The organism is Streptomyces lomondensis (assembly GCF_014651035.1).
Classification (GTDB): domain Bacteria; phylum Actinomycetota; class Actinomycetes; order Streptomycetales; family Streptomycetaceae; genus Streptomyces; species Streptomyces lomondensis.
On sequence record NZ_BMWC01000013.1, the window covers coordinates 102,439 to 121,863 of the forward strand.

Here is a 19,425-nt window from a genome sequence, read left to right on the forward strand (position 1 = left end):
CTTGGGCATGCAGCCACGCAAGGGCCGTCCCCGAGGAGTCGGGGCTGGTCAGGAGAGTTCGGTCGAGCATCTCGACCGTCAAGGCCCGGTACCGGCCGAGGAGGCCGGACAGCTGAGGTACGACGACCCCTGGTACGACGCTCTCGCCTCCGGCTGGGGTGAGTCGGCCGGTGCCGGGGTGCCCACTCCGGCGGTGGTGCCGTCGGCGCGCGGGGAGGGCGAGAGCGGGGTCGCGACGGCCGACGTGTACCTGGAAGTCCAGCGCAGCGAGGCCTTCCAGGAGGTGCGGCGGCGGTACCGGAGGTTCGTGGTTCCGGCCTTCGTGGCCCTCTTCGCCTGGTACGTGGGCTACGTCGTCGCTGCTACGACCGCACCGGAGCTGATGGCCCGGCCCGTGGCGGGAGCGGTGAACGTGGCGATGGTGGCCGGGCTCGGGCAGTTTCTGACCACCTTCCTGTTCACCTGGGCGTACGCGCGGCACGCGCGGCTGCGCCGGGACCGGGCGGCGCTCGAGCTGCGGTGGGACACGCAGGAGCTGACGCGTGGCGTGAACGGCGGTGTCTCGTGACGGGTGAACACCAGACGCTGGCGCTGTTGCTGTTCAGCGCGTTCGTCGCGGTCACGCTGGGGATCACGACGTGGGTGAGTCGCAACCGGCGCGGTTCGGCGGAGGAGTTCTACGCGGGCGGGCGGCTCTTCTCACCCATGGAGAATGGTTTTGCCATCGCGGGCGACTACATGTCGGCCGCCTCCTTCCTGGGAGTCACGGGGCTCATCGCGCTGTTCGGCTACGACGGGTTGCTGTATGTCGTCGGCTTCCTCGTGGCCTGGCTGGTGGTGCTGTTCCTCGTCGCCGAACTGGTCCGCAACTGCGGCCGGTTCACGCTCGCCGACGTCGTGGCGGCGCGGATGAGGGAGCGGCCGGTACGGATCGCGGCGGGAACCTCCTCGGTCACCGTGTCCGTTCTGTATCTGGTGGCACAGATGGTCGGCGCGGGCAGCCTGGTGGCGCTGCTGCTCGGTGGGACGAGCGGGGCGGCGCGGGCGTGGACCGTCATCGGTGTCGGGGCGCTCATGGTGATCTATGTGTCGCTGGGAGGGATGCGTGCGACGACCTGGATTCAGATCGTGAAGGCCGTTCTGCTGCTCGGCGGCACCATCGCGCTGACGGTGCTCGTCCTGATGCGCTTCCACGGCGACCTGAACCGGCTGCTGCTCACGGCGGCCGAGCGCAGTGGCCACGGGGAGGCGTTCCTGGCTCCCGGGCTGAAGTACGGCGGGGACTGGACCGCCCGTTTCGACTTCATCAGTCTGGGGCTGGCCCTGGTGCTGGGGACGGCGGGACTCCCGCACATCCTGTCCCGCTTCTACACCGTGCCCACCGCGCGCGCCGCACGCCGCTCGGTCGTCTGGGCAGTGGGGCTCATCGGCGGCTTCTATCTGATGACGATCGTGCTCGGATTCGGCGCGGCCGCCATCGTGGGGCCGGACGCCGTGCGCGGGTCGAACGCCGCCGGGAACACGGCGGTTCCGTTGCTGGCGCTCGATCTGGGCGGTGGTGCCGGGTCCACGGGTGGAACGGCTCTCTTCGCGATCGTCGCCGCGGTCGCCTTCGCGACGATCCTCGCCGTGGTCGCCGGGATCACGCTGGCGTCCTCGGCGTCCGTGGCCCACGACCTGTACGCGTCCCTGCGGCGCCGGGGCGGCAAGCCGCGCAGCGAGGTGGCCGTGGCGCGTGTCGCGGCCGTCGGCGTCGGCGTGGTTGCGATCGCCCTCGGGCTGCTGGCCCGGGACCTCAACGTCGCGTTTCTGGTGGGTCTCGCCTTCGCCGTCGCCGCGTCGGCGAACCTTCCGGTGCTGCTCTACTCCCTCTTCTGGCGCGGCTTCACCACGCGCGGCGCCGTGTGGGCCGTCTACGGCGGTCTTGTTCCGGCCCTGGTGCTCGTGGTGCTGTCCCCGGTGGTCTCGGGCAGCCCCGACTCGCTGTTCCCGGGCCTCGACCTCCAGTACTTCCCGCTTCAGAACCCGGGTCTGGTGTCGATCCCGCTGGGCTTCCTCGCGGGCTGGCTGGGCACGGTCACCTCGGCGGAGGTCCCGGACGAGGCCCGGCACGCGGAGACCGAGGTGCGGTCGCTGACCGGGGCGGGAGCGGCGTAGGGGCTCTGCCCTCGCCGCCGTGGGGCTACGGTGCCACCCGGGGCGGAGCCTGGGTGGTACGCAGGGCGCTGAAGATCCGGACGACCTGTTCCTGGGCGGCGATGCCACGGCCGCTGCCGACCCGCTCGACGGTGCGGCGCAGGGCGGCATAGGAGTCGAGGCGGGTGTGCAGCGCGGCGAACGTGAAGGGCTTGACCAGGTAGTGCAGGGCGCAGCTGGTCTCCGACCAGGCGGCGGGCGACATCACCTCGCCCAAGGACTGCACGGGCAAGAAGCTCGGCATCACCGGCCTCGGATCCTCGACCGACTTCCTCAGCAAGTACCTCGCCGTCAAGAACAGGACGCTCCGGTGGATGTCCACCCGCAGCGCGTCCCAGATCACCAAGGACGGCGGGATGCCGGCGGACGGGCCCGAGGCGGGCGAGAAGGTGCTCAAGGCGGCTGACAGCCGGGGGGCCTCAGACCGGTCGCCTAGCCGCGGGTCGCCCACACGTAACGGTGTTCCGGGCGGCCCGCGTCGCCGTACTTGAGGGTCAGTCTGGCCCGCCCCGTGCGCTCCAGGAGCTTCAGATAGCGCTGGGCGGTCTGGCGGCTCACCCCGGTGCGTTCGGCGATCTCCTGGGCGGACAGGGGGCCGTCGGCGTGCATCAGCGCCTGACGGACCAGCTCCGCGGTGGTGGGGGAGTGCCCTTTGGGCAGATCGGGCTCCGACGGTGCCGACAGCGCACCGAAGATGCGGTCCACCTCGGCCTGCTCCGCCTCCCCGCCGCCGTCCAGAGTGCGGCGCAGCTCCGCGTAGGCCTCCAGCTTGGCGCGCAGGCCGGCGAAGGCGAACGGCTTGACCAGGTACTGGAGCGCGCCGTGCCGCATCGCCGCCTGCACGGTGGACACGTCCCGGGCCGCCGTCACCATGATCACGTCGGTCTGGTGGCCGCGTCGCCGCATCTCCTGGACGACCGCGATTCCCGTCTCGTCGGGCAGGTAGTGGTCCATGAGCACCAGATCCAGCCGGGGCAGCGCCTCCATCTGGTTCAGCGCCTCCGCGGCGCTGTGGGCCTCGCCCGCGACATGGAAGCCGGGCACCTTCTCGACGTAGGCGGCGTTGACCCGCGCGACCCTGGTGTCGTCGTCCACGACCAGCACCTCGATCATCACGACTCCTCTTCGGCGGTCTGCGGAGCTGACGGCGCGGTCAGGGCCGGCTCGGGGCCCGGCTCGGCCAGCGCCTCGGGCAGGACGACGGTGAACTCCGCGCCTCCGCCGTGCGCCTCGCCGACGGTCGCGCTGCCCCCCTGCCGTTCGGCGAGCCTGCGCACCAGAGAGAGCCCGATGCCCCGCTCGCGGTGCGCGGGCGGCTTCTTCGTGGACCAGCCCTCGGTGAAGATCAACTCCCGGTGCTCCGGCGGGATTCCCGGGCCCGTGTCCCGCACCCGGAGGATCGCCGTACGCCCCTCGGCGCGCAGTTCGACCTCCACGCGCGCGTGCGGCTTGCCCGCGACGGCGTCGAGGGCGTTGTCCACCAGGTTGCCGACGACGGTGACGAGCCCCTGGGGGTCGACCAGTCGGTCGGGCAGGCGGGTCCGGTCCGACACCCACAGGGCGACGCCCCGCTCGGCCGCGACGGTCGCCTTGCCGACCAGCAGGGCGGCGAGCAGCGGGTCCTCGATCCGCTCGGTGACCTGTTCCGCGGTGGCCCGGTGGTCACCGACCACCTCGCCGACGAACTCGACGGCGTCGTCGTACATCTCCAGTTCCAGCAGTCCCAGGAGCGTGTGCATACGGTTGGCGTGTTCGTGGTCCTGGGCGCGCAGGGCGTCGATCAGACCGTGGGTGGAGTCGAGTTCACGGCCGAGCTGCTCCAGCTCGGTGCGGTCGCGCAGGGTGGCCACGGCGCCGCCGTCGTCGGTGGGCATGCGGTTGGCGACCAGTACGCGCTGGCCGCGGACGGTGAGCAGGTCCGTGCCGGTGACGCGGCCGGCCAGCACGTCGGCCGTACGGCCCGCGCCGAGCGCCTCGTCGGGGGTTCGGCCCACCACCGCTTCCCCGAGGCCCAGCAGGCGCTGCGCCTCGTCGTTGACGAGGCGGATGCGGCCGGTGCGGTCCAGGGCGACGACGCCCTCCCGGATGCCGTGCAGCATCGCCTCGCGTTCCGACAGCAGCGCCGCGATGTCCGAGAAGGCCAGGTCCCTGGTCTGCCGGTGGACCCGCCGGGAGATGAGCCACGCCGCCAGCGCGCCGACGGCCAGGGCGCCGCCGGCGTACGCGAGCAGCCCCGGGATCGCGTGGATCAGCCGGGCCCGGACGCTGTCGTAGGCGATGCCGACCGAGACCGCGCCGACGACGGTGCCGTCGCTGTCGCGCAGCGGCACCTTGCCCCGGGCGGAGCGGCCCAGGGTGCCGCTGTCGATCTCCATGACCTCCTTGCCGGCCAGGGCCTGCCCGGGGTCGGTCGAGACGATGCCGCCGATCTGCTTCGGATCCGTGTGCGACCAGCGCACGCCGCGCCAGTCCATCACCACGACGTACTCGGCCTTGGTGGCCTTCCGGATCCGCTCCGCCTCCTGCTGCACCGGGCCGTCCGGCGAGGGCGGCGTGTCCCTCAGGTCCTTCACGAGCTCCGGCTGCTGCGCGGTCGTCTGGGCGATCGCGAGGGCGCGGCGCATCGCCTGGTCGTCCAGCTGGTCACTGAGGGGCGCGAGGAACAACCCGGTCGCGAGGACCGCGACTCCCGCGGCGATCGCCACCTGCATCAGCAGCACCTGCGAGAACACCCGCCGCGGCAGGCCGAGGCGCAGGCGGCGTGCGGGGGGAGTGGGGCTCATACCCAAGACGGTACGTGCGGCTGCCTACCTGCCGTAACGGGTGTGGCGTGGATCTCTTGATCAATGCGTGGAGAGGCTGCGTCAACGTCCGCGGAGTCGCATCAATGCTTGACGGGGCGCTGCCTCCCCGGATGCCGGATGCCGGATGCCGGGCGTCAGCTCGCCAGTGCCGCCGTCAGCCTCACCTCGCGCACCGCCACCACGTCCATCCGCGCGGGTGAACCGAGGACCGCCGCCCCGCAGCTCTCCGGGCGGGGCGGCAGGCCCGGGGACTGGGCCACGTCGACGTGCCAGCGGCGGCCGTCGGTGTGGGCGACGGTCACCTCCCAGCACGGAGCCGCACCGGCCGTGCGGACGACGCTCAGCGCCTCCGCCGCGTCTTCCCCGATCCTGGCGCGCACAGCGAGTTCGGCCGCCTGGCCCGGCCGCTCCCAGGCCGAGTTGCCCCGGCACCCCTCCACGACGATCCGCCCCTCCCGAGCACCGTGCAGGACTTCCTTGAGGGTGTGCGCCTCGGCACGGCCGTACGCGTATCCGTACGGCAGCACGAGCGCCGTCGGGGAGAAGCGGTGACCACCCAGATGGGTGACCTCCCAGACGCCCTCCACTCCGGACGTGGCGAGTTCGGCCGCGAGGGGCCGGCCGAGGAGGGCGCAGCAGCGGTCGCGCTTGCCGTTGGTGCAGACAAGGGCGAGCGGATCACCGTCGTGGGGTCGTCCGCCGAGCACCGCGTCGAAGGTGGCGTGGTCGCCCCGGCCGAGTGCGGCGAAGTCGAGATCGAGCAGCTGCCCGGGGTCCGAGGTCGTGGCGCCGTGCAGCCACACGTTCCCCGGAACGGTGTGGGCCGCGTACACCCGGCGCGTGGCGGGCATACGGCGGTCCGCGTGGCGCCCGGGGCGGCGGATGAGCACGATCCGTACGCCCGTGTCCTTCGCGGCCGCCTCCAGGGCACGTCCCAGCGCGGGGTCCAGGTGGCTCGAAGTGAGCGCCTTGGCACCCCACGGACCGGGCTGTTCCAGCAACAGCCAGGTCCTCGCGGTGGCCGCGGTTCCCGAAACGGGCTCGTCGAGGTCTCGGGAGACGCTTGAGCACGTACTCACAGAGGTGAGCCTAACCTGAGTTGGGCCGCGACGACTTCCGGCCCCGCCCCGGCCTACTCCGGCAGTGGCTGAGGCGGCTTCGGACCCGTGTAGAGACCGCTCGGGCGCATGCGCATCGGGCGTTCGCCGTACTCCTCCAGGGCGTGGGCGATCCAGCCCGCCGTACGGGCCACGGCGAAGATGGTCTCGCCCGCGGTCGGGGGCATGCCGCAGGACGTGGTGAGTACGGCGAGCGCCAGGTCGACGTTGGCGTGCAGCGGGGCGTGGCGGGCGGTGGTCTCGACGATGTCGCGGGCCGCGAGGAGGGAGGGTTCGGCGGCGGGGATGTCCTCCAGGACGGTGAACAGGGCACGCGCGCGTGGGTCCTCGCCCGGATAGAGCCGGTGCCCGAGCCCCGGGATACGGCGGCCGGCACGCAGCTCGTCCGCGATCACAGGGGCCGAATCGCCCTGGTCGAGTACGTCCTGGAGCAGCCGGTGGGCGAGTCCGCTGGCCGCGCCGTGCAGCGGCCCCTCGATGACGCCGAGCCCGGCGGAGACCGCCGCGTAGGCGTGGGCACGGGCCGAGGCGGCGACGCGCACCGCGAGCGTGGAGGCGGCCAGGTCGTGATCGATCAGGAGGGCGAGGGCGGTGTTCAGGGCGCGCAGGGACGCCTCGTCGGGGTCCCTGCGGCAGAGCCGGGTCCACAGGCGGTGTGCCAGCGGGCCTGTGTCGCGGCGGTCGCGCCCGGCGTGCGGCAGGGCTGCGACGAGCGTGGGGATGAGGGTGCGCGCGGTACCGAGGACGGCGTCCTCGGACAGGTCGAAGCGCAGCGGGTCGGCGGTCGCGGCGGCGATCGTCGCGACCCGCAGCAGGTCGGTGGGAGCGGCGTGTTCGGGCAGGGTGCCGACGGCGCGGCGGGCGACGGCCACGGAGGCGGCGGGCGCGGTGAACGTGCTCCCCGGGCGCATCCGGCCGGTCCACAGCCACTCGGCGACCTCCTCGTAGGTGTGCCGGGTGGCCAGATCGACCGCGTCGACGCCGCGGTAGTAGTAGCGGTCGCTCTCGATGAGCGTGACGCGGGTCCGTACGGAGAGCTCGCCGCCGGAGCCGGAACCGCCCGCGCTCTCCCGCCGGTTGCGCCGGGCGAGCGCCTCCACCTCCCTGGCGTCGAAGGTGCTGCCCCGGCCGCCGGACACGCGGCGGCTGCCGAGCTGGCCGCGGCTCACGTATGCGTACACGGTCTCCGGTTTCACGCCGAGCAGCTCGGCGGCCTCCTTGGTGCTCAGCCGCCGTTCCGGGTCAAGGGGAGCGGGTTCTTGATCGCGCATGGGGGTCACCGTATCCGCCTAGCGGCCCATTGACTGGCATATTGATCGAATCAATATTGACACAGCTCAAGTCAAGCATGGACAGTCGAATCAAGTCCAGGGAGGAAGACATGTCCGTCAACAGGTCCGCAACCGCTCTCGTCGACGCACCGCGAGGACTCGCCGGGGTCGTCGTCACCGACACCCGGATCGGCGACGTCCGCGGTCTCGAGGGCTTCTACCACTACCGCCAGTACTCGGCCGTCGACCTCGCGCGGACCCGCGGGTTCGAGGACGTCTGGCACCTGCTCGTGCACGGCGAACTGCCGGACGCCGGGCGGAGCGCGGCCTTCGCGGCCAAGACCGCCGCGCTGCGGCGGCTGCCCGACGAGGTGCGGGCGGCCCTGCCGGCCATCGCCGCGGCCGGCGGACGCTCCGGCCCGCTCGCCGGGATGCGCACGGCCCTGTCGCTGCTGGGTGCGGCCAAGGGCTTTCGCCCCGTGTACGACATCGACTCCGACCAGCGCCGCCAGGACACGCTCGAGGCAGCCGCGGCCGTACCCACGCTGCTCACCGCACTGCACCGGCTGGGGAACGGACTGGAGCCGGTCGAGCCGCGCGAGGACCTGTCGTACGCGGCGAACTACCTCTACATGCTGACCGGCTCGGTACCGGCCGAACAGCACGCACGGGCGATCGAGCAATACCTGATCTCAACCATTGATCACGGATTCAATGCATCAACATTCACGGCCCGGGTGATCGCCTCCACGGGCGCGGACGTGGCGGCGTGCCTCGCCGGAGCGGTGGCGGCGCTGTCGGGGCCGCTGCACGGGGGTGCGCCCAGTCGTGCGCTGGACACCCTGGACGCGATCGGCAGCCCGGACCGCATCGACTCCTGGGTGCGTCAGCGGGTGCTCGCCGGTGAGCGCATCATGGGCTTCGGGCATGCGATCTACCGCACGGAGGACCCCCGGTCCCGGATGCTGCGCGAGGTCGCCCAGAAGTTCGGCGGGCCCCGGGTGGACTTCGCCGTGGAGGTCGAGCGGCACGTCGAGGCGATCCTGGCGGAGCTGAAGCCCGGCCGGGAACTCCACACCAACGTCGAGTACTACGCGGGCGTGGTCATGGAACTCTGCGGCCTGCCCCGCGAGATGTTCACGCCGACGTTCGCCGCCGCGCGCGTGGTGGGCTGGAGCGCCAACATCCTGGAGCAGGCGGAGGACACGAAGATCATCCGGCCGGTGGCGCGCTATGTGGGGCCGGAGGCGCCGGCACCCGTGCCTGCCTGAGAGAAGACACCGCAGCAGCGGAGCGGCCCGGCACCAGGAGGTGCCGGGCCGCAGTGCCGGTACGGGAGGTGACCGACGGCATCAGGCGTCAGGGATGTCCGCCTTGGCGTCGATGAGGGTCTTGCGCGTGACCACGACGATGCGCTCGTAGTCGGCCCGGGAGGCGTCGGCGGGGAGCTTTCCGTCGAGTTCTTCGGTGAGGTCCGTGCCGATCACTGCGAACCTGCCGTCGGACAGCTCGAAGATATCGGGGCAATTGGCACCTGTCGCACTTCCCCGCGCAGTGGGAGGGGTGCCAATCCGACGGATGATGTAGCTCACTGTTCTGGCGTTCCTTTTGATCTCGAGGCTTGGTGCGCACTGTAGCCTGCGGTGCGATGCGGCCCTGTGGGGCCGCGGCCTCGACAACCGGGCGGCGTGGAGCGGCGGTTCGGCGGTGGTCGACCCGGTTCGCGGGATGCGCAGTAGTCAACCTTGTTGGCACCTGGGCAAACGCCTCGGTTTATGGGTTCGTTACCGCCCAGCCGTGTGATGCGTTCAGGAGAGTGATCCACAAGGTGCGGCGCTTACGGCCGGGCTCCGAAACGCGGCCGGCGCGGCCGGCGTGGCCGTGGCCAAGGCGGCGCGACGATCCGCCCCTCGCCGCACCCGAGCCCGAGCCCCCAGGGCCGGCGGTACCCGCCTACTCGGCCGGCGGCTCCCCGACCACCCACCACTCGTCGATGTCCGCCTCCTCCAGCTGCACGAGGAGATCGTCGACCATGCGTCCGAGCCGCGCCTCCTCGGACGTGCCGACGAGGGTCGCCCGATGCGGGCGGGAGGCGTACCAGTACTCCCGGAAGACCGGGTTCTGGAGCATGCTCCGGGCGAAGCCGAAGAACTCCTCCCGGGTCATGTTGCCCATGCGGTAGTAGCACAGGGCGTTGGTGTAGAGGGCGTTGGCGAAGAGGAACTGGCGCTGCTTCCGGGGCGGGACGGTCCCGTCGTAGGCGTCCAGCACCTCGGCCAGCTCCGGGTCGTCCATCGCCTTGCTCAGCAACTCCCAGTGCAGGCGCTGCTGGTGGGCGAAGTTCGTCCGGTGCTGGGACTGCGCGGCCTGCTCCAGGTGCTCGATCCGGGCGCGCAACGCGTGGAGCCTGGGCCACTGGAGGGCCAGGGCGACGGCGGTGCTGGCCGCCAGGCCGATTCCGGCCGAGGCGGTGGCCCTCAGCCCTCGCAACGCAAAATTCTGTGTGGCCATGTCAACCCCCGGTTCAGACGGCCGTCCGCCGGTCGTCGGGGTGCGGGTCGACTGGAGGGGACCGGCGCGCGGTGGGCGGCGCTTGCCGTCTCCCAGAGTGCCGAGCGGCTCTGATCGGCGGGGAGGCGGAGAGGAGGCGCACGGAGGGAAGCGAGGGTCGCACAAACCGGCGCCATGCCCAACGTCTGCCCCGCGAGTGCTGCTAACAATCGTTCACTTCATGGTGATTCTGGGGCTCGTATCCTGGGGCGGTATCCCCTTTTCCTCCGTGTGCCGGGAACGCGAGCCGGTGCACGCGTCGGCGTGAGAGAGGTCGCACGGTGAGTCAGCCGAGCCCGAAACCGCAGCAGATGCCGGTCGTCGTCCTGGCCGGATTCCTCGGCTCGGGAAAGACCACGCTGCTCAACCACCTCCTCCACCGCAGCGGTGGCAGCCGGATCGGTGCCATCGTCAACGACTTCGGTGCCATCGAGATCGACGCGATGGCCGTGGCGGGAGCGCTCGGCGACTCGACGGTCTCGCTGGGCAACGGGTGTCTGTGCTGTGCCGTCGACGCGAGCGAGCTGGACCAGTACCTGGAACGGCTCGCGGAGCCCTCGCTCGGCATCGACGTCATCGTCATCGAGGCCAGCGGCCTCGCCGAGCCGCAGGAACTGGTGCGGATGGTGCTCGCCAGCGAGCATCCGGGGATCGTGTACGGCGGGCTCGTCGAAGTCGTCGACGCCGCCGAGTTCGACGACACCCGGTCGCGGCATCCGGAGATCGACCGGCATCTCGCGCTGGCCGACCTCGTCGTGGTCAACAAGCTGGACCGGGCGGCGGACGGCGAACGCGTCCTCGGGCTCGTCCGGACCCTCGTCGACCGCGCCGCCGTCGTCCCGGCCTCCTACGGCCGGATCGACCCGGAGTTCCTCTTCGACTGCCGACCGAGCGAGGAACGCATCGGGCAGCTGTCCTTCGACGACCTGCACGAGCACGGCGAGGACGAGCACGCCGGTCACCTGCACACCGCCTACGACAGCCTGTCGTTCGTCTCGCGGCAGCCCCTCGACCCGTGCCGGCTGATGGAGTTCCTCGACAGCCGGCCCGATGGGCTCTACCGGATCAAGGGATACGTCGACTTCGGCCCGTACGACGTCCAGAACCGTTACGCCGTGCATGCCGTCGGGCGGTTCCTGCGCTTCTACCCCGAGCCCTGGCCGGCCGGCGACGAGCGCCTGACCCAGCTGGTCCTCATCGGCTCCGGGATCGACGCCCCCGCCCTCGACAAGGAACTCGACGCGTGCCGGAGCGACGCCCCGCACGCCGACGAGCACGGCATGTGGGGCGTCCTGCGGTACGTACGCGACCCCGACGAGGATCCCGCCGGGCCGCTCTAGGCGACCCCGGCCAGGATCCCGCCGGGCGGCTCTAGACCAGCCCGACCAGGATCCCGCCGGCCAGGTCTAGACCGGCCCGGCCACCACCGCCACCGTCTTCGCCAGCGACACACCCGAGCCGTCACGCCGCGGGTCGATCTCCGGCAGATCGGCCGGGCTGCCATTCTTCTGGGCGGCGAGGGCGGGGGCGGGGCCCGCCCAGGCCAGGGCGAGGCAGTCCTCGCCCTTCAGGAACCGCTGGCAGCGGACGCCGCCGGTGGCGCGGCCCTTGCGCGGGTACTGGTCGAACGGGGTCAGCTTGGCCGTCGTCTGGACGGAGTCGTCCAGTGTGCCCCGCGAGCCCGCGACGGTGAAGACGACGGCGTCCGCCGCCGGGTCCACCGCCGTGAAGGAGATGACCTTCGCGCCCTCGGCGAGCTTGACGCCGGCCACGCCGCCGGCCGGGCGGCCCTGCGGGCGGACCTGGGACGCCTGGAAGCGGAGCAGCTGGGCGTCGTCGGTGATGAAGACCAGGTCCTCCTCGCCGGTGCGCAGCTCGACCGCGCCGACGATCCGGTCGCCCTCCTTGAGGGTGATCACCTCCAGCTCCTCCTTGTTGGCCGGGTAGTCCGGCACGACGCGCTTGACGACGCCCTGGGCCGTGCCGAGCGCCAGGCCGGGCGAGGACTCGTCGAACGTGGTCAGGCAGATCACCGTCTCGTCGTCCTCCAGGGAGACGAACTCGGCCAGCGGGGCGCCCCCGGCGAGGTTCGGCGTCGACATCGACTCCGGGAGCTGCGGCAGGTCGACCACGTTGAGCCGCAGCAGCCGGCCCGCCGACGTGACCGCGCCGACCTCGCCGCGCGCGGTCGCCGGCACCGCCGAGATGATCACGTCGTGCTTCACGCGCTTGGCGTTGGCGTCCTCCGGGAACGGCTCGCCGTTCGCCGTACGGGCCAGCAGCCCCGTCGAGGACAGCAGCACCCGGCACGGGTCGTCGGCCACCTGCAGCGGCACGGCCGCGACCGGGGCGCCGCCCGACTCCAGCAGGACCGTACGCCGGTCTGTGCCGAACTTCTTGGCGACCGTGGCCAGTTCGGTTGAGACCAGCTTGCGCAGCTCCGTGTCCGAGTCGAGGATCCGGGTCAGTTCCTCGATCTCCGTGTTGAGCCGGTCCTTCTCCGTCTCCAGCTCGATGCGGTCGTACTTGGTCAGGCGGCGCAGCGGCGTGTCGAGGATGTACTGCGTCTGCACCTCGCTCAGCGAGAACTGCTCCATCAGGCGCTGCTTGGCCTGCGCGGAGTTCTCGCTGGAGCGGATGACGCGGATGACCTCGTCGATGTCAAGCAGGGCCGTCAGCAGACCCTCGACCAGATGCAGCCGGTCGCGCTTCTTGCCGCGGCGGAACTCCGAACGCCGCCGTACGACGTCGAAGCGGTGGTCGAGATAGACCTCCAGCAGCTCCTTCAGGCCCAGCGTGAGCGGCTGGCCGTCGACCAGGGCCACGTTGTTGATCCCGAAGGACTCCTCCATCGGCGTCAGCTTGTACAGCTGCTCCAGGACGGCCTCCGGCACGAAGCCGTTCTTGATCTCGATGACCAGGCGCAGGCCGTGCTCGCGGTCGGTGAGGTCCTTGACGTCGGCGATGCCCTGGAGCTTCTTCGAGCCGACCAGGTCCTTGATCTTGGCGATGACCTTCTCGGGGCCGACCGTGAAGGGCAGCTCCGTGACCACCAGGCCCTTGCGGCGGGCCGTCACGGGCTCCACGGACACCGTCGCCCGGATCTTGAACGTGCCGCGGCCCGTCTCGTAGGCGTCCCGGATGCCGGACAGGCCGACGATGCGGCCGCCCGTGGGCAGGTCGGGGCCCGGGACGTGCTTCATCAGGGCGTCCAGGTCCGCGTTCGGGTGCCTGATCAGGTGTCGTGCGGCGGCGATGACCTCGCGCAGGTTGTGCGGCGGCATGTTCGTGGCCATGCCGACCGCGATGCCCGAGGCGCCGTTGACCAGGAGGTTCGGGAAGGCGGCGGGCAGGGCCACCGGTTCCCGCTCCTGGCCGTCGTAGTTGGGGTTGAAGTCGACCGTGTCCTCGTCGATCGACTCCGTCATCAGGCTCGTCGCCTCGGCCATCCGGCACTCGGTGTACCGCATGGCGGCCGGCGGGTCGTCATTGCCCAGCGAACCGAAGTTGCCGTGGCCGTCGACCAGGGGGACGCGCATCGAGAAGGGCTGGGCCATGCGCACCAGGGCGTCGTAGATCGACGCGTCGCCGTGCGGGTGCAGCTTGCCCATCACCTCGCCGACGACCCGGGCGCACTTGACGTACCCGCGCTCGGGGCGCAGGCCCATCTCGCTCATCTGGTAGACGATGCGGCGGTGCACCGGCTTGAGGCCGTCACGGGCGTCCGGCAGGGCGCGGGAGTAGATCACCGAGTACGCGTACTCGAGGAAGGAGCCCTGCATCTCGTCGACGACGTCGATGTCGAGGATCCTCTCCTCGTACGAGTCGTCGGGCGGCGGGGTCTTCGTGCTGCGGCGGGCCATCGCTGCCGGCTCCTCCTGTTACTGGTCACTCGCCTACGGGGCGTTCACGTCGATGACGAGACGCAGATCGTGCTTCAGCCCTTCGGGCCTGCGCGCGCTCGCCCTCTCGTCCCGACCGCCCCTGCGGCTCGCTCATGCTGCTGCGATCCGGATCTGACGCCGACCATTGTGGACCGCCGCACTGACAACCGGGACCAGGCCCCGGTCCAAGGCGCCTCCCGCGCTGCCGGGCCCAGGTCGCCGCCGGGAACTTCACCAGCGCTTCGCACGCTTGCATACAGTGGCAGGACCGGCAGGAATCCGCGGTTGTGAAGACCGCTCCGCGATCGAAGGGACGTACATGCCCATGGGTCACACGGCCACAGCCCAGGCAGGCACCGGGGGCCTGACAGCGACCGAGCACCGCCTGGCCAACGGCCTGCGCGTGGTGCTCTCCGAGGACCACCTGACCCCGGTCGCGGCGGTGTGCCTCTGGTACGACGTCGGCTCGCGCCACGAAGTCAAGGGCCGTACCGGCCTGGCTCACCTTTTCGAGCACTTGATGTTCCAGGGATCCGCCCAGGTCAAGGGCAACGGACACTTCGAGCTCGTCCAGGGCGCGGGCGGCTCGCTGAACGGCACCACCAGCTTCGAGCGCACCAACTACTTCGAGACCATGCCCGCCCACCAGCTGGAGCTCGCCCTCTGGCTGGAGGCCGACCGCATGGGCTCCCTGCTGGCCGCGCTCGACGACGAGTCGATGGAGAACCAGCGGGACGTCGTCAAGAACGAGCGCCGCCAGCGTTACGACAACGTCCCCTACGGCACCGCTTTCGAGAAGCTCACCGCCCTCGCCTACCCGGAGGGCCACCCTTACCACCACACCCCGATCGGCTCGATGGCCGACCTGGACGCGGCCACCCTGGAGGACGCGCGGGCGTTCTTCCGCACCTACTACGCGCCGAACAACGCCGTGCTCTCCGTGGTCGGCGACATCGACCCGGAGCAGACCCTGGCCTGGATCGAGAAGTACTTCGGCTCCATCCCCGGCCACGACGGCAAGCCCGCGCCGCGCGACGGCTCGCTGCCGGAGATCATCGGCGAGCAGCTGCGCGAGGTCGTCGAGGAGGAGGTCCCGGCCCGCGCCCTGATGGCCGCCTACCGGCTGCCGCACGACGGCACGCGCGCGTGCGACGCGGCCGACCTGGCGCTCACCGTCCTCGGCGGCGGCGAGTCCTCCCGCCTCTACAACCGCCTGGTGCGGCGGGACCGTACGGCCGTGGCGGCCGGTTTCGGCCTGCTGCGGCTCGCCGGGGCGCCCTCCCTGGGGTGGCTGGACGTGAAGACGTCCGGTGACGTGGAGGTGCCGGTCATCGAGGCCGCCATCGACGAGGAGCTCGCCCGGTTCGCCGAGGAGGGCCCCACGGCCGAGGAGATGGAGCGCGCCCAGGCCCAGTTGGAGCGCGAGTGGCTGGACCGCCTCGGCACGGTCGCGGGCCGCGCCGACGAACTGTGCCGGTACGCGGTGCTGTTCGGCGACCCGCAGCTCGCCCTGACCGCCGTCCAGCGCGTGCTGGAGGTCACGGCTCAGGAGGTCCAGGAGGTCGCCAAGGCCCGGCTGCGCCCCGACAACCGCGCGGTGCTCGTCTACGAGCCCGTCGCCGACGAGACCGACGATGCCGGGGACACCGCAGCCGCGGCCGGCGACGAGAACGAGGAGGCGGCCAAGTGACCGAGCTCGCCACGATGGAATTCCACCCCCAGCCGCAGGCGGGCGAGGCCCGGCCGTGGGCCTTCCCGGCCCCCGAGCGCGGCACGCTCGGCAACGGCCTGACGGTGCTGCGCTGCCACCGCCCCGGCCAGCAGGTCGTCGCCGTGGAGGTGCTGCTGGACGCGCCCCTGGAGGCCGAGCCGGCCGGCCTCGACGGTGTCGCCACGATCATGGCCCGGGCCTTCTCCGAGGGCACCGACAAGCACTCCGCCGAGGAGTTCGCCGCCGAGCTGGAGCGCGCCGGCGCCACCCTCGACGCGCACGCCGACCACCCCGGCGTCCGGCTGAGCCTGGAGGTGCCGGCCTCCCGGCTCGCCAAGGGGCTCGGCCTGATCGCCGACGCCCTCAGGGCGCCCGCGTTCGCCGACAGCGAGGTCGAGCGGCTGGTCCGCAACCGCCTCGACGAGATCCCGCACGAGCTGGCCAACCCCTCCCGCCGCGCCGCCAAGGAGCTCTCCAAGGAGCTCTTCCCCGCGGAGTCGCGCATGTCGCGCCCCCGGCAGGGCACCGAGGAGACGGTCGCCGCGATCGACTCCACGGCCGTGCGCGGCTTCTACGAGAAGCACGTCCGGCCCGCCACGGCCACCGCCGTGGTCGTCGGTGACCTCACCGGCATCGACCTCGACGCCCTGCTCGCCGACACGCTGGGGTCCTGGACCGGCTCCTCGGCCGAGCCGCGCCCGGTGCCGCCGGTGACCGCCGACGACACGGGCCGCGTCGTCATCGTGGACCGCCCGGGCGCCGTCCAGACGCAGCTGCTGATCGGCCGCATCGGCCCGGACCGGCACGACCGCGTGTGGCCCGCGCAGGTGCTCGGCACGTACTGCCTCGGCGGCACCCTCACCTCGCGCCTGGACCGCGTCCTGCGCGAGGAGAAGGGCTACACCTACGGCGTGCGGGCGTTCGCCCAGGTCCTGCGCTCCGCCCCGGACGGAACCGGTGCCGCGATGCTCGCCATCAGCGGTTCCGTGGACACGCCCAACACCGGCCCCGCCCTTCAGGACCTCTGGACGGTGCTGCGGACCCTCGCCGCCGGGGGGCTGACCGACGCCGAGCGGGACGTCGCCGTGCAGAACCTGGTCGGCGTCGCGCCGCTGAAGTACGAGACCGCGGCGGCCGTCGCGTCCACGCTGGCCGACCAGGTCGAGCAGCACCTGCCCGACGACTACCAGGCCACGCTGTACCGGCAGCTCGCCGCGACCGGCACCGTGGAGGCCACCGCGGCGGCCGTCAGCGCCTTCCCGGTGGACCGTCTGGTGACCGTCCTTGTCGGTGACGCGGCGCAGATCAAGGGCCCGGTGGAGGCCCTCGGCATCGGCGAAGTCACGGTCGTCGCCGCCGAGTAGGGCCACGCGCGCGAGGAGCCCTGGTTGTCTTCCTAAGGCACCAGGGCTCCTTTATGCCCGAATTGGTACGGAGGTTGCCTGTCTGACCTGTGGGATGCGCTACAAAAGACCGGATCCGTTTGGGAATTGAAAGTGGCCCCGCTTAGCGTCGTCCGGGCTGTTCGTCAGGCAGTGCGCCGCACCCGCGGCACCGGACAGTCATCGCCGAGTCCCCGTACGGCGCGAGCCAGGGGAGCCGGGGACCCAACCGCAGTCCCTGGGGTGAATCGGACGCCCGCGCGAGCCGCGAGGGGGTCCGTAGGAGACCTTCCTGCTCCGAACCCGTCAGCTAACCCGGTAGGCGAGAAGGAAGGAAAGGACCAGGCACTCCATGGCGTTCACCCGCGCCACCGGGAAGCATCGTCGTCCCAGCAGGATCCAGCGCGGCACGGCCCGCGCGGCGGGCGTCGCGGCCCTCGCCACCACCGGCGTCATCGGCACCGTGGCCGCCCCGGCCGCCTTCGCCGCCGAGCCCGCCCCCGAGCAGACCGGCCTCACCCCCGTCGTCACCATGGGCGGCACCGTCGCCCAGCAGATCGACGCCCAGGCCGTCGCGCAGAAGCACGCGGCCGAGGAGGCCGCCGCCCGGAAGAAGGCCGAGGAGGCCGCCCGCGAGCGGGCCGCCGAGGCGGCCAAGAAGGCCAAGGAGGCGGCCGAGAAGGCCCGCGAGGCCAAGGAGCGCGCCGCCCGCGAGGCCGAGCGCAAGCGCCTCAACAGCTTCGTCTCCCCGATCCCCGGCTCCTACGTCTCCACCGGCTACAAGACCGGCGGCGCCGTCTGGTCCTCCGGCAGCCACACCGGCGTCGACTTCCACGCCGCCAGCGGCACCGCCGTCCACGCGGTCGGCATGGGCACGGTCGTCGAGGCCGGCTGGGGCGGTGCCTACGGCAACCAGGTCGTGATCAAGATGAACGACGGGACGTACACCCAGTACGGCCATCTGTCGTCCATCGGCGTCTCGGTGGGCCAGCAGGTCACCCCCGGCCAGCAGATCGGCCTGTCCGGCGCGACCGGCAACGTCACCGGCCCGCACCTGCACTTCGAGGCCCGGACGAGCCCCGAGTACGGCTCCGACATCGACCCCGTCGCCTACCTCCGCTCGCACGGCGTGAACCTCTGACGGCACCCGCTCCGCATCCCGAGGCCCCGGCTCCCTGAGCCGGGGCTTTCGGCGTTTGCGGCGGGCGGCTGTCCAAAAAATATCCCTGGATTCCGGGCTGCCGTCGGAAATTCCGGCTCATTGCAATAGAGTCACGGAACACGCGTCGTTGTCGGCGTTTCACGGGGATTAAACGGAGGTCGGTCATGCGTATTCCCGCGCACTCGGTGTGCACGGCCATCCGGGACGACATCGTCGCGGGTGTCTACGAACGCGGCAGCCGGCTCACCGAGGAACTCCTCGCGCGCCGCTACGGCGTCTCGCGTGTCCCCGTCCGGGAGGCTCTGCGCACCCTGGAGGCCGAGGGCTTCGTGGTGACCCGGCGGCACGCGGGCGCGTGCGTCGCCGAACCCACCGAGCAGGAGGCCGCCGACCTGCTGGAGATGCGCATGCTGCTGGAGCCGCTCGGCGCCGCCCGCGCCGCCCAGCGTCGCACCGAGGCCCATCTGAAGGTCCTGCGCGGCCTGGTCCGGCTGGGTCAGGAGCGCGCCCGCCGGGGCAACAGCGACGACCTGCGCTCCCTGGGCGGCTGGTTCCACGAGACGCTCGCCCAGGCCTCCGGCAGCCCCGCGCTGACCTCGGTGCTCACCCAGCTCCGCCACAAGATCGCCTGGATGTACACCGTGGAGGCGCCGGCCGGCCCCGTGGAGTCCTGGAGCGAGCACGGCGCGATCGTGGACGCGGTGGCGCGCGGTGACAGCGAGCGCGCGCGGGCGGTCACGGCGCTGCACGCCGAGCGCGCGACGGCCGCGCACCGGCTGCGTTTCGGCTCGGCCGGGGAGCGCGCCGACCGTGTGAGGAACTCGCAACATCCCGTAAACACGGCGAGCCTGCGGCATTAACACGGGAGCCGTATACAAAGAGTGCGTAATTCGCGGGGGTTTATTTCTGCTGCCCTCGAACGGGAATTCTGCTCCCTGTGAGCGGGAATTCCGCCGCCCAGGGCCGGGAAAAAGCGAAGGGCCCGCCCGAAATTCGGACGAGCCCTTCAGGAGCGCCGGATCAGGCGCGGGAGAACGCTCAGACGGTCTCGGGCAGTTCTTCCAGCCCCTCGGAGACCAGCTTCGCCAGCCGGTCCAGGGCGGCGTCCGCGCCCTCGGCGTCGGAGGCGAGGACGATCTCCTCGCCGCCCTGGGCGCCCAGGCCCAGGACGGCCAGCATGGAGGCCGCGTTGACGGGGGTTCCGTCAGCCTTGGCGATCGTCACCGGGACGCCTGCGGCCGTGGCGGCTCGGACGAAGATGGAGGCGGGGCGGGCGTGGAGGCCCTCGGCCCAGCCGACGTTGACGCGGCGCTCAGCCATGTGTTGCTGCCCTTCGGTGTTCAGGGT

At 71.7% G+C, this 19,425-nt stretch carries 16 protein-coding genes, 2 pseudogenes and 1 riboswitch; of the genes and pseudogenes, 9 read left to right on the forward strand and 9 right to left on the reverse strand.

Going from position 1 to position 19,425, the window contains the following annotated elements; all coding sequences use genetic code 11:
* Positions 1 to 7: 7 nt before the first annotated feature.
* Positions 8 to 568: a DUF485 domain-containing protein gene (locus IE255_RS33070; RefSeq protein ID WP_190054086.1), complete on the forward strand. Its 561-nt coding sequence runs from the start codon at positions 8 to 10 to the stop codon at positions 566 to 568.
* On the forward strand, positions 565 to 2,157 hold the full coding sequence (locus tag IE255_RS33075) for a monocarboxylic acid transporter (RefSeq protein WP_190054087.1): 1,593 nt from the start codon (positions 565 to 567) through the stop codon (positions 2,155 to 2,157). Before IE255_RS33070 ends, IE255_RS33075 begins: the two co-directional genes overlap by 4 nt.
* A 43-nt stretch (positions 2,158 to 2,200) precedes the next feature.
* On the opposite strand, the pseudogene IE255_RS33080 reads toward IE255_RS33075, so the two are convergent.
* A pseudogene (locus IE255_RS33080) lies at positions 2,201 to 2,368 on the reverse strand (two-component system response regulator); the annotation flags it as partial.
* A gap of 1 nt (position 2,369) precedes the next feature.
* Between IE255_RS33080 and IE255_RS39570 the strand changes: the two are divergent.
* A pseudogene (locus tag IE255_RS39570) lies at positions 2,370 to 2,495 on the forward strand (ABC transporter substrate-binding protein); the annotation flags it as partial.
* 133 nt (positions 2,496 to 2,628) lie between these two features.
* On the opposite strand, the gene IE255_RS33085 reads toward IE255_RS39570, so the two are convergent.
* From IE255_RS33085 to IE255_RS33100, 4 genes are all read right to left on the reverse strand, one after another.
* Positions 2,629 to 3,309 (reverse strand): response regulator, encoded by a 681-nt coding sequence (locus tag IE255_RS33085; RefSeq protein ID WP_190054088.1) that lies wholly within the window; start codon positions 3,307 to 3,309, stop codon positions 2,629 to 2,631.
* The gene (locus IE255_RS33090) at positions 3,309 to 4,979 is read right to left on the reverse strand and encodes a sensor histidine kinase (RefSeq protein WP_190054089.1); all 1,671 of its coding nucleotides are present in this window, start codon (positions 4,977 to 4,979) and stop codon (positions 3,309 to 3,311) included. Before IE255_RS33090 ends, IE255_RS33085 begins: the two co-directional genes overlap by 1 nt.
* Before the next feature lie 155 nt (positions 4,980 to 5,134).
* Positions 5,135 to 6,079, reverse strand: a complete 945-nt coding sequence (locus IE255_RS33095) for a ferredoxin family protein (RefSeq protein WP_190054090.1) — start codon at positions 6,077 to 6,079, stop codon at positions 5,135 to 5,137.
* A gap of 53 nt (positions 6,080 to 6,132) precedes the next feature.
* Complete coding sequence (locus IE255_RS33100; RefSeq protein WP_190054091.1) at positions 6,133 to 7,389, reverse strand: citrate synthase; 1,257 nt, start codon at positions 7,387 to 7,389, stop codon at positions 6,133 to 6,135.
* 110 nt (positions 7,390 to 7,499) lie between these two features.
* Here IE255_RS33100 and IE255_RS33105 point away from each other — a divergent pair, with 110 nt between their 5' ends.
* Positions 7,500 to 8,660: a citrate synthase/methylcitrate synthase gene (locus tag IE255_RS33105; protein WP_190054092.1), complete on the forward strand. Its 1,161-nt coding sequence runs from the start codon at positions 7,500 to 7,502 to the stop codon at positions 8,658 to 8,660.
* A gap of 81 nt (positions 8,661 to 8,741) precedes the next feature.
* Here IE255_RS33105 and IE255_RS33110 read toward each other — a convergent pair whose 3' ends face one another.
* Together IE255_RS33110 and IE255_RS33115 are read right to left on the reverse strand one after the other, a co-directional pair.
* Positions 8,742 to 8,981 carry a hypothetical protein gene (locus IE255_RS33110; RefSeq protein ID WP_190054093.1) on the reverse strand — a complete coding sequence of 80 codons (240 nt, stop codon included), beginning with the start codon at positions 8,979 to 8,981 and terminating at the stop codon, positions 8,742 to 8,744.
* Between the two features lie 361 nt (positions 8,982 to 9,342).
* On the reverse strand, positions 9,343 to 9,879 hold the full coding sequence (locus tag IE255_RS33115; protein WP_308280912.1) for a DUF6082 family protein: 537 nt from the start codon (positions 9,877 to 9,879) through the stop codon (positions 9,343 to 9,345).
* A gap of 341 nt (positions 9,880 to 10,220) precedes the next feature.
* Here IE255_RS33115 and IE255_RS33120 point away from each other — a divergent pair, with 341 nt between their 5' ends.
* Positions 10,221 to 11,279 (forward strand): CobW family GTP-binding protein, encoded by a 1,059-nt coding sequence (locus IE255_RS33120; RefSeq protein ID WP_190054095.1) that lies wholly within the window; start codon positions 10,221 to 10,223, stop codon positions 11,277 to 11,279.
* Positions 11,280 to 11,345: 66 nt separating this feature from the next.
* Here IE255_RS33120 and IE255_RS33125 read toward each other — a convergent pair whose 3' ends face one another.
* Entirely contained in the window at positions 11,346 to 13,802 is a 2,457-nt protein-coding gene (locus IE255_RS33125) for a DNA gyrase/topoisomerase IV subunit A (RefSeq protein WP_190054096.1), read from the reverse strand.
* A gap of 340 nt (positions 13,803 to 14,142) precedes the next feature.
* On the opposite strand from IE255_RS33125, the gene IE255_RS33130 reads away from it, so the two are divergent.
* From IE255_RS33130 to IE255_RS33145, 4 genes are all read left to right on the forward strand, one after another.
* The gene (locus IE255_RS33130) at positions 14,143 to 15,513 is read left to right on the forward strand and encodes a M16 family metallopeptidase (RefSeq protein ID WP_190054097.1); all 1,371 of its coding nucleotides are present in this window, start codon (positions 14,143 to 14,145) and stop codon (positions 15,511 to 15,513) included.
* The gene (locus IE255_RS33135) at positions 15,510 to 16,898 is read left to right on the forward strand and encodes a M16 family metallopeptidase (RefSeq protein WP_190054098.1); all 1,389 of its coding nucleotides are present in this window, start codon (positions 15,510 to 15,512) and stop codon (positions 16,896 to 16,898) included. The genes IE255_RS33130 and IE255_RS33135 overlap by 4 nt, the downstream gene beginning before the upstream one ends.
* Positions 16,899 to 17,090: 192 nt before the next feature.
* Positions 17,091 to 17,255, forward strand: a riboswitch (cyclic di-AMP (ydaO/yuaA leader).
* Between the two features lie 13 nt (positions 17,256 to 17,268).
* Positions 17,269 to 18,057 (forward strand): M23 family metallopeptidase, encoded by a 789-nt coding sequence (locus IE255_RS33140; RefSeq protein ID WP_190054099.1) that lies wholly within the window; start codon positions 17,269 to 17,271, stop codon positions 18,055 to 18,057.
* Between the two features lie 185 nt (positions 18,058 to 18,242).
* Positions 18,243 to 18,938, forward strand: a complete 696-nt coding sequence (locus tag IE255_RS33145) for a GntR family transcriptional regulator (protein ID WP_190054100.1) — start codon at positions 18,243 to 18,245, stop codon at positions 18,936 to 18,938.
* Positions 18,939 to 19,116: 178 nt separating this feature from the next.
* Here the strand turns inward: IE255_RS33145 and IE255_RS33150 are convergent, their stop codons facing one another.
* Positions 19,117 to 19,398, reverse strand: coding sequence for an HPr family phosphocarrier protein (locus tag IE255_RS33150; RefSeq protein ID WP_114255742.1), 282 nt, complete (start codon positions 19,396 to 19,398; stop codon positions 19,117 to 19,119).
* Positions 19,399 to 19,425 lie beyond the last annotated feature (27 nt).

Coding starts and splice junctions, on each gene's coding strand:
- IE255_RS33105 (WP_190054092.1), top strand. CDS start 7,500: ATGTCCGTCAACAGGTCCGCAACCGCTCTCGTCGACGCACCGCGAGGA.
- IE255_RS33145 (WP_190054100.1), top strand. CDS start 18,243: ATGCGTATTCCCGCGCACTCGGTGTGCACGGCCATCCGGGACGACATC.
- IE255_RS33150 (WP_114255742.1), bottom strand. CDS start 19,398: ATGGCTGAGCGCCGCGTCAACGTCGGCTGGGCCGAGGGCCTCCACGCC.
- IE255_RS33140 (WP_190054099.1), top strand. CDS start 17,269: ATGGCGTTCACCCGCGCCACCGGGAAGCATCGTCGTCCCAGCAGGATC.
- IE255_RS33130 (WP_190054097.1), top strand. CDS start 14,143: ATGCCCATGGGTCACACGGCCACAGCCCAGGCAGGCACCGGGGGCCTG.
- IE255_RS33100 (WP_190054091.1), bottom strand. CDS start 7,389: ATGCGCGATCAAGAACCCGCTCCCCTTGACCCGGAACGGCGGCTGAGC.
- IE255_RS33125 (WP_190054096.1), bottom strand. CDS start 13,802: ATGGCCCGCCGCAGCACGAAGACCCCGCCGCCCGACGACTCGTACGAG.
- IE255_RS33070 (WP_190054086.1), top strand. CDS start 8: ATGCAGCCACGCAAGGGCCGTCCCCGAGGAGTCGGGGCTGGTCAGGAG.
- IE255_RS33090 (WP_190054089.1), bottom strand. CDS start 4,979: ATGAGCCCCACTCCCCCCGCACGCCGCCTGCGCCTCGGCCTGCCGCGG.
- IE255_RS33085 (WP_190054088.1), bottom strand. CDS start 3,309: ATGATCGAGGTGCTGGTCGTGGACGACGACACCAGGGTCGCGCGGGTC.